Annotated in this window: 1 protein-coding gene; it reads left to right on the forward strand. The window is 65.4% G+C overall.

Features of this window, described 5'->3' with window-relative positions; translation table 11 throughout:
• On the forward strand, window positions 1-565 hold a 565-nt coding region (locus tag IFS44_RS21680), incomplete at its 5' end, for a transposase (protein WP_192100219.1).
• Window positions 566-731 lie beyond the last annotated feature (166 nt).

A 731-nucleotide genomic window follows, 5' to 3' on the forward strand; every position in this document is an offset into this window, starting at 1 on the left:
CCGCATCGAGGCGGTCGCCGACCGCGGCTACTTCAAGATTGAGGACATCGAGGCCTGCGAGAAGGCCGGCATCACCGCCTATGTCCCCAAGCCGATCCGCGGCCCTGCCGTGCGCGATGGCTTCTTCAGCAAGGAGGTGTTCCGCTACGAGCCTGACCGGGACGTGTTCGTCTGTCCGGCTGGGGCGGTGCTCTCGCCGCGTCACTTCGGCAAGTCGCGTGACAATGTGAAGGTCGACTACACCAACCGCGCTGCCTGCAAGGCCTGCGAGCTGAAGTCTCGCTGCACCCGGACCTTCCGCCGCGTCTCGCGCCTGGAGAACGAGGCGGTGCTTGACCGCATGGCGGCGCGGCTGGCACTTCGGCCCGGCGTGCTCGACGAACGGCGAAACAGCGTCGAGCACCCGTTCGGCACCATCAAACAGTGGATGGGCCAGGGCGCGTTCCTGATGCGCCGGCTGGAGAACGTTCGCGGCGAGTTCGGCCTGACCGCGCTTGCCTACAACATCAGGCGAGCCATCACCCTGGTCGGCGTACCGGGCCTGATCGCTGCGGTAAGGGCATAATCGACGCCTTTCCGAGCCTGAGCGTTACCTCGGATGTCACATGAGCCGCCTATGGGCGCTTCAAGGCCGCCGGAGAGCGGCATCGAGCTGATCTCGCCAGAAATTACACCGGCCAATGACAGCGGAACTTACGCAGCTCCCGGCTCACGGCTTTCCACACGGTCTG

The organism is Sphingomonas sp. CFBP 13706, assembly GCF_014842355.1.
Classification (GTDB): domain Bacteria; phylum Pseudomonadota; class Alphaproteobacteria; order Sphingomonadales; family Sphingomonadaceae; genus Sphingomonas; species Sphingomonas aerolata.